Source organism: Nocardia sp. NPDC006630, assembly GCF_040611495.1.
In the GTDB taxonomy this organism is placed as follows: domain Bacteria; phylum Actinomycetota; class Actinomycetes; order Mycobacteriales; family Mycobacteriaceae; genus Nocardia.
On sequence record NZ_JBEXOK010000011.1, the window covers coordinates 389,159 to 395,701 of the forward strand.

Annotated in this window: 6 protein-coding genes and 2 pseudogenes; 4 read left to right on the forward strand and 4 right to left on the reverse strand. The window is 65.4% G+C overall.

What is annotated here, in order from left to right; translation table 11 throughout:
* Positions 1-192: 192 nt before the first annotated feature.
* Entirely contained in the window at positions 193-951 is a 759-nt protein-coding gene (locus ABZX86_RS32345; RefSeq protein ID WP_355128928.1) for an SDR family oxidoreductase, read from the reverse strand.
* Between the two features lie 147 nt (positions 952-1,098).
* Between ABZX86_RS32345 and ABZX86_RS32350 the strand changes: the two genes are divergently transcribed.
* On the forward strand, positions 1,099-1,734 hold the full coding sequence (locus ABZX86_RS32350; RefSeq protein WP_355128930.1) for a TetR/AcrR family transcriptional regulator: 636 nt from the start codon (positions 1,099-1,101) through the stop codon (positions 1,732-1,734).
* Between the two features lie 96 nt (positions 1,735-1,830).
* Here ABZX86_RS32350 and ABZX86_RS32355 read toward each other — a convergent pair whose 3' ends face one another.
* Positions 1,831-2,616: an SDR family NAD(P)-dependent oxidoreductase gene (locus ABZX86_RS32355; RefSeq protein ID WP_355128932.1), complete on the reverse strand. Its 786-nt coding sequence runs from the start codon at positions 2,614-2,616 to the stop codon at positions 1,831-1,833.
* Positions 2,617-2,719: 103 nt separating this feature from the next.
* Here ABZX86_RS32355 and ABZX86_RS32360 point away from each other — a divergent pair, with 103 nt between their 5' ends.
* From ABZX86_RS32360 to ABZX86_RS32370, 3 genes are all read left to right on the forward strand, one after another.
* Positions 2,720-3,214 carry a MarR family transcriptional regulator gene (locus tag ABZX86_RS32360; protein ID WP_355128934.1) on the forward strand — a complete coding sequence of 165 codons (495 nt, stop codon included), beginning with the start codon at positions 2,720-2,722 and terminating at the stop codon, positions 3,212-3,214.
* A 234-nt stretch (positions 3,215-3,448) separates the two neighbouring features.
* The gene (locus ABZX86_RS32365) at positions 3,449-4,498 is read left to right on the forward strand and encodes a hypothetical protein (RefSeq protein WP_355128936.1); all 1,050 of its coding nucleotides are present in this window, start codon (positions 3,449-3,451) and stop codon (positions 4,496-4,498) included.
* 271 nt (positions 4,499-4,769) lie between these two features.
* The gene (locus ABZX86_RS32370; RefSeq protein WP_355128981.1) at positions 4,770-5,549 is read left to right on the forward strand and encodes an IS30 family transposase; all 780 of its coding nucleotides are present in this window, start codon (positions 4,770-4,772) and stop codon (positions 5,547-5,549) included.
* Here ABZX86_RS32370 and ABZX86_RS32375 read toward each other — a convergent pair.
* Both ABZX86_RS32375 and ABZX86_RS32380 read right to left on the reverse strand, forming a co-directional pair.
* Positions 5,507-6,295 (reverse strand): annotated as a pseudogene (locus ABZX86_RS32375) (IS110 family transposase); the annotation flags it as partial. The gene ABZX86_RS32370 and the pseudogene ABZX86_RS32375 sit on opposite strands and share 43 nt — an antisense overlap.
* A 5-nt stretch (positions 6,296-6,300) precedes the next feature.
* A pseudogene (locus tag ABZX86_RS32380) lies at positions 6,301-6,543 on the reverse strand (IS30 family transposase); the annotation flags it as partial.

The following is a 6,543-nucleotide window of genomic DNA, read 5'->3' on the forward strand; positions in this document are numbered from 1 at the left end:
GTTGCCGAAGGTGATCTCGGTCGTAGCCTTCCCGAGAAGCCAAGTGGCCGAACTCAACAGCGCGGGTCGCGGCATTACCGTGCGTTCGATGTGGGTCAGACCCGCGCTCTCGGTCGGGCCCGGCCTGGCGAAACTACGGCTTGGAGAATTCTGCCCGGGCGCCCCGCGCTGTGCGCGACCCGGACGCGCCCGTCAGAGCAGGGCGCCGCCGGAGACCTCGATGCGCTGGGCGGTCATCCAGCGCATGCCCTCCGACGCCAGCGTGGCGATGGCGTCGCCGATCTCCTCAGGTTCGCCGACGCGGCCGAGCGCGGTCTGCCCGGCGAGACCCTGGCGCATCTGGGCGTCATCGCGCATGGAACCGCCGTTGAAGTCGGTGGCGGTCGGCCCCGGGGCAATGGAGTTGACCCGGATACCGCGGGGGCCGAGTTCTGCGGCCAGAGTGCGGCTCAGCGCCTCGACGGCGGCCTTCGAGGCGGAGTAGACCGAGGTCGCGGGACTGGTGTGGCGAGTCAACGACGACGAGACGTTGATGACGCGGGCGCCCTGCGCCAGCAGCGGCACAAGCGACTGGATGAGGAAGAACGTGCCGCGCACGTTCGTGCCGAACACCGTGTCGAAGTCGTCGGCCGTGACAGCTTCCAGCGGGCCGAAGACACCCACCCCCGCGTTGTTGACCACGATATCGAGCCGCGAAGCCCCCCACCGCTCGAGCAGTCCGCTCAGCTCGGAAGTGAAGGCTCCGAAAGAGGAGACGCCGCTGATGTCGAGACGCACAACAGCGGCAGTCCCGCCCGCAGCGTGCACTTGCTGCGCCGTCTCCTCGGCCCCGGCCGCATCACCGCGATGGGTGACCACGACGCGCACTCCGCGCGCCGCCAGGGCAAGAGCCGTACTCCGACCCAGGCCACGGTTCGCACCGGTCACCAAAGCGATCCTGTCGACTGTCATCAGCTGCTCCCTCATCGCACGGCACCCGAAAGACGGCGGGCGCCGCAATCAGATACGAGTCACTCGACTCGCCTTTCGATCGCACTGTAGGCAGGCCATAGGAGGCGAGTCAAGTGACTCGCCTCGGAGCTAGGGCATACTGCACGCATGGCCGCAGAGCTCTCCACACATCACCGCCGCCTCGCCCAGCAAAAGCGTGAGGCGATCATCTCCGCAGCCACGGACCTCTTCCTGAACCGCGGCTATGACGGCACTTCCCTCGCCCGTATTGCCGAAGGCGCGGCAGTCTCGAAGTCCACTCTGTTCAAGCAGTTCCCCACCAAGGCAGCGCTTTTCGAGGCCATCGTCACCGAGTCCTGGCAGCGCGACGCCGGAGGCGCTGTCGCACGGCCTCAGGTCGGAGACCTGCGCTCCGGCCTGACTTCCATCGGCCACCGCTACGCCGACCTGATCGGCCGGCCCGGCATGACAGCCCTGTTCCGCATCGTCATCGCCGAGCTGCCCCGCTTCCCCGAACTGGGGCGGATGCAGTTCCAGCTCGGCAAGCTGCCCTACTTCACCTCAGTCCAGCACTACCTCGAGTCAGAGCACGAGGCCGGTAACGCCGACGTCCCGGACGCCGAGAGCGCCGCCAACCAGTTCCTCGGGATGATCGCCAACTACGTCCTGTGGCCCCGCATGCTGCTGACCGACTGGAACCCCGCAGCCTCTGACATCCGCTATGCCGTCGAGCAGGCTGTCGAAACCATGCTCGCCCGCTACACCACCGATCGACCAGCCTGATCCGAAACCGGAATTCGCACGCCCGCACCGGGTTCCGGAGGGGCCCGAGCCGGTTATCGGAGGCGATCGCGGCTACCGATCACGCCTCGAGCACCTTCAGAGAGTGGTTGGGAGAACGCCGCCGTCCGCCCGGATGGCCGCACCGTTGGTCGCCGACGAGCGTGGGCTCGCGAGGAATGTCACCAGGTTCGCGATCTCGCCGGGTTCGATGAAACGCTGGATGAGCGAGGTGTCGCGTACGAGAGAAGATTTCAGGTCCTGCGGCGAGAGTCCCTGAGCGGTCGCGATCCGCTCAACCGTACTCGCCACGCCATCGGAGTAGGTCGGGCCTCCGAGCACGGTGTTGACGGTGACCCCGGTGCCTTTGGTGAGCTTTGCGAGCCCATTGCTCAGCGCCAGACCAGCGGCCTTGGTTGCTCCGTAGTGCACCATGTCGCCGGGGACGTCGACTGCCGATTCGGTTCCGATGAAGATGATCCGCCCCCAGCCGTTCGCGAGCATTCCGTCGAGGACCCCTCGCGAAAGGCGAACCGCGCTCATCACGTTGATATCGAAGTACCGCAGCCACTCCTCATCCGGCACCTCGATGAACGGTTTGACGTCGAACAATCCCACGTTGTTGACAAGCACGTCCACGGGTCCGAGCTCGTCGAGGAGTGCCCGAACCTGTTCCGGCGCAGCGAAGTCCGCGGCGATCCCGGAGACCTGAGCGCCCGGCGTGGATGCTCGAAGACGTTCGACCGCCTCGACAACACGTTGCTCGTGCCGCCCATTCAGCACAACCGCAGCACCCTCGACCGCACAGGCCGCGGCTACGGAGTAGCCGATTCCCTGTGTGGAACCACTGATGAAGATCTTCTTGCCTGCGAGTTGCATATCCATGGTCGTATCCCTCCCGGTCCCGTTGACCGCATTTACTTGCTTGGGCAAGTGAAGGCTACGCGCAATTACTTTCCTAAGAAAGTAACGAGGTAGGATCGCGAATATGGCAGGCACCGGAGACTCGGACACCTTCACCCCCGACGAGCTCGAGACGTGGTCCGCTCTGGCGACCTTGCTCGAGTGGCTTCCCGTGGCGCTCGACACTCAGCTACAACGAGACTCGGGCATGAGTCACTTCGAGTTCGGGGTCCTCTTCGCCCTTTCGCGAGCCCCGGACGAGACATTGCGCATGAGCACGCTGGCCGGATACGCCAACAGCACACTGTCGCGCCTGTCGCGCGCGGTAGCCAGACTGGAGCGCCGGGACTGGGTGCGGCGCGCACCCGATCCCCACGACGGTCGCATAACGGTCGCGATCCTCACCAGCGCGGGCCGGGAGGCAGCGCGCACGGCCGCACCTGGGCACGTCGCACTTGTACGGAAACTCGTCTTCGACTCACTGACGCGTACGCAGGCGCAGCGGCTCGGTCACTCCAGCCTGCGGATCGCTGAAGCCATCCGTGCAGATGGTCCGTGGCGGCCCGAGAGCGAGCGCTGACATCGACTGCGGCCGTTAGGTTATCGAGCGCACCAACATCCCCCAAGGAAATTGACCGAGCGATGGCAGTCTGCAGATAGCTGGGCGGGCAAGTCGTGGCGACTGTCGGGTCGGGTTGTCCGTCGCTCGCCCCCGCAATTCCCCAGCCGCGTCGAAACTCTCGCGATACGACCACAAAACTGGGGGCGCATCGGCGGCAGCACTGTGAGGCCGATTGCTGGCAAGATCAACACTATGCGCTCCAGCGTGCCCACCCTCGTGCTGCTGATGGCGGCTGTTCTGCTGACCGGATGTGGCTATTTCGATCGAGGACGCGACCAGGCCGAGCATGACAGCTGGTCGCGCAAGATCGAGGCGGCCATCCGGGCCCTGCCGGGGGTGACCAGCGCGTCACACCGCTTCGAGCACTACAAGGGCAGGCATTTCAACGCCAAGCTCGACGTGCAGCTCCGCGACGACGCCACACCGGCCGAGGCCGCGTCCGTGGTGAGTGTTATGGGCGCTCAACAGCTTCCGCGCCGCTTCCATGGCGACCCGATAGCGGTCACCATCGACCGGATGGCGGACTCCTATTCCGCGTACTGGATTTTCGGTCGCGAAGTGGGCACGGAAGTGAATGCCGCAAACACCTGGGCGCGACTGTGGGCTGCGGGCACCGAAGTGCACTGGGACTCGAGCGGCGGCTTCGCAGACCGCATAACCAACACCATCGACGTCCGGGCGGGCTCCGAGAGCGAACCTCACCGCGCCATCGCGGCGATGCGCCGAATCATCCGGGACTTCCCCGAACTGGCATCCAACCAGTGGATCGTGTCCACCGTTCATGAACGGGAGCGTGGGTTCACCAATCATTCGGAACGGCGCCCCGGGTCGTATCCATGGTCACATGATCGCAGCACCCCCCACCAAGAGCCCACCCCTCGCTTCCCGTCCGATGACGAACTCGACCTGTGGCAGTGGTTCCTGACCGATCAACCCATCCCGTATTTCGCTCGAATGTCTATCTATGACCCGCCTTTCGAAGGCCGCACACTGGGCGTCACCGTATTCCCTCCCCTAGGTACGGAATTCAGCGCCGCACAGACCACACAACTGGCCGATCTGCATCTTCCCTACCTGGCCGGCTCCGGCACTGTGGTCGACTACACGATCGACACAACCAACGGCCCCGGCTTCTCCTACGGCCGCCCCTTGTTCGAGGTCGTAGTCGGCGGCTGCCAGACACTCGGGCACAACGTCTTACCGGAGTCGCAGCCCTACGTACGTCAATACGAACACTGCTGATCCGCGTCCCACAACCACCGAGTCGAGATGGTCGGTAGCGGCGACGTCGAAAGCCGGGCACGAGACATCGCGGCGACATAATCCGGCCAGATCTCGCATTACTGCGCTGGTATCAGCCGACTGACGTAGTACTGCGGCGTGAGATGCGCTCGGCCCGTTGATCTTCTAGCTCTGGCCCAATGGCCGCTTCGAACAGCGCGGGAAGCGGTGTGGTCTCAATGGGTTAGCGCAACACTGGGTATGTCCTGGTGGAACGGGGATGTGATGCGTGATGGCCTCGACGAGACCGCTGTCAGAGAAGCGAATACCGCTGACCGAGCCCGAGATCGAGGAAGTCTGGCGGCGCTGGAGATCCGGGCAAGCGATCAAGGTTCTAGCCCGCGAGATGCGTCGGCATCCCTCGACGGTGCAGGAACTGCTCAAACGCTGCGGCGGTGTCCGGCCGGTAGCGCGTCACCGCAACCAGCTGCGGTTGACCCTGGCTGAACGCGAAGAGATCTCGCGTGGTCTCGCTGCTGGAGACTCCTTGCGCGCGATCTCGCGGAGCTTGGGACGTGCCCCGTCGACGATCTCGCGGGAGGTCACCGGCCATGGTGGCCGCTTCGCCTATCGCGCGCTGCCCGCCGACCGGGCAGCATTGGCGCGGGCGGTGCGACCGAAACCGACCAAACTTTCCCAAGATCGGCAACTGGCCCAGATAGTGGCCGAGAAACTCACTGCCCGTTGGTCGCCGCAGCAGATCGCGGGCTGGCTGGCACGAAACCAGAAGTCCAGCATGGGATATGTGTCGCACGAGAGCATCTACCGGACCCTGTTCATCCAGGCCCGCGGCGAACTGCGCCACGAACTGACCCGCTACCTGCGCACGCACCGCGCCATGCGCCGACCCCGTGTCACTCGCCAGCCTGACGGGCGTGGTCAACGCCGTGGCGTCCTCAACATCTCCGAACGCCCCGCCGAGGCCGCCGACCGGGCGGTTCCCGGGCACTGGGAATCTCAATGGTGTTGTCAAGCCGCGGATCTGGTCAGGTCTGGTGGGGTGTCGGTGTAGCAGCGGTGGTCGCGCACGAGTGCCCAGAGGACGTCGACGCGGCGTCGGGCCAGGGCGATGATGGCCTGAGTATGGGCGCGTCCGTGCTCGCGTTTGCGTAGGTAGTAGTCCCGGTTGGGTCCGGCGCGCATCGAACTGGTTTGCGCTGCCAGGTAAAACACGTGCCGTAGGGGCCGGCTGTAGCGGCGGGGCCGATGCAGGTTGCCGGTGCGTCGTCCAGAGTCGTTCGGGACGGGAACCAGTCCGGCGGCCGCGGCGAGGTGGCCGGCGCTGGGGAACCCACGCAGGTCACCGGCGGTGGCCAGCAGCATCGCACCGAGGATTGGCCCGAAGCCGGGCATCGATTCGATGCTGGCGGCGTCGGGGTGGCTGCGGAACATGGCTGCGATCTGTGCGTCGAGGTCAGCGGTCCTGGTATCGAGGGTCAAGATGTCGGTGGCGAGCTCGGTGATGATGTCGGCTGCGATCTGCTCGCCGGGCAGCGTGACCCGTTGTGATCGTGCGGCATCGACTGCGCGAGTGGCGATCTGGGCGTAGTTGCGGACCCTGCGCCGTTGCAACCACGCGGTCAGCCGCATCGGACCGATCCGGCGGATCCGCTCCGGTGTGGCGTAGCCGGTCAGCAGCACGAGCGCGCCCTTGCATGCCGAGTAGTCGAATTCTCGTTCCAGCGCAGGGAACACGCTGGTCATCACGTCTCGTAGCCGGTTGATCATTCGGACTCGGTCGGCGATGAGGTCGCTGCGCCGATCGGATCACAGAAATAGACCGGGACCCCGGTCGCGATGGTGAAGGTGGCGTGTTCGGTCATTTCGATGCCTTGATCCCAGGTCAGGGTGCGTCTCAACGCGACCGGCAAGGTCACGATCTTCGCCGCCAGCGCGGACGCGACCAGATCAGCCCGATGCCCACCGGGCAACGCGACCAGCATCAGGAAACGCGTGGAACGCTCCACCAGGGTCGCGATCGGAGACATGCCGCGCCCGAAGACCAG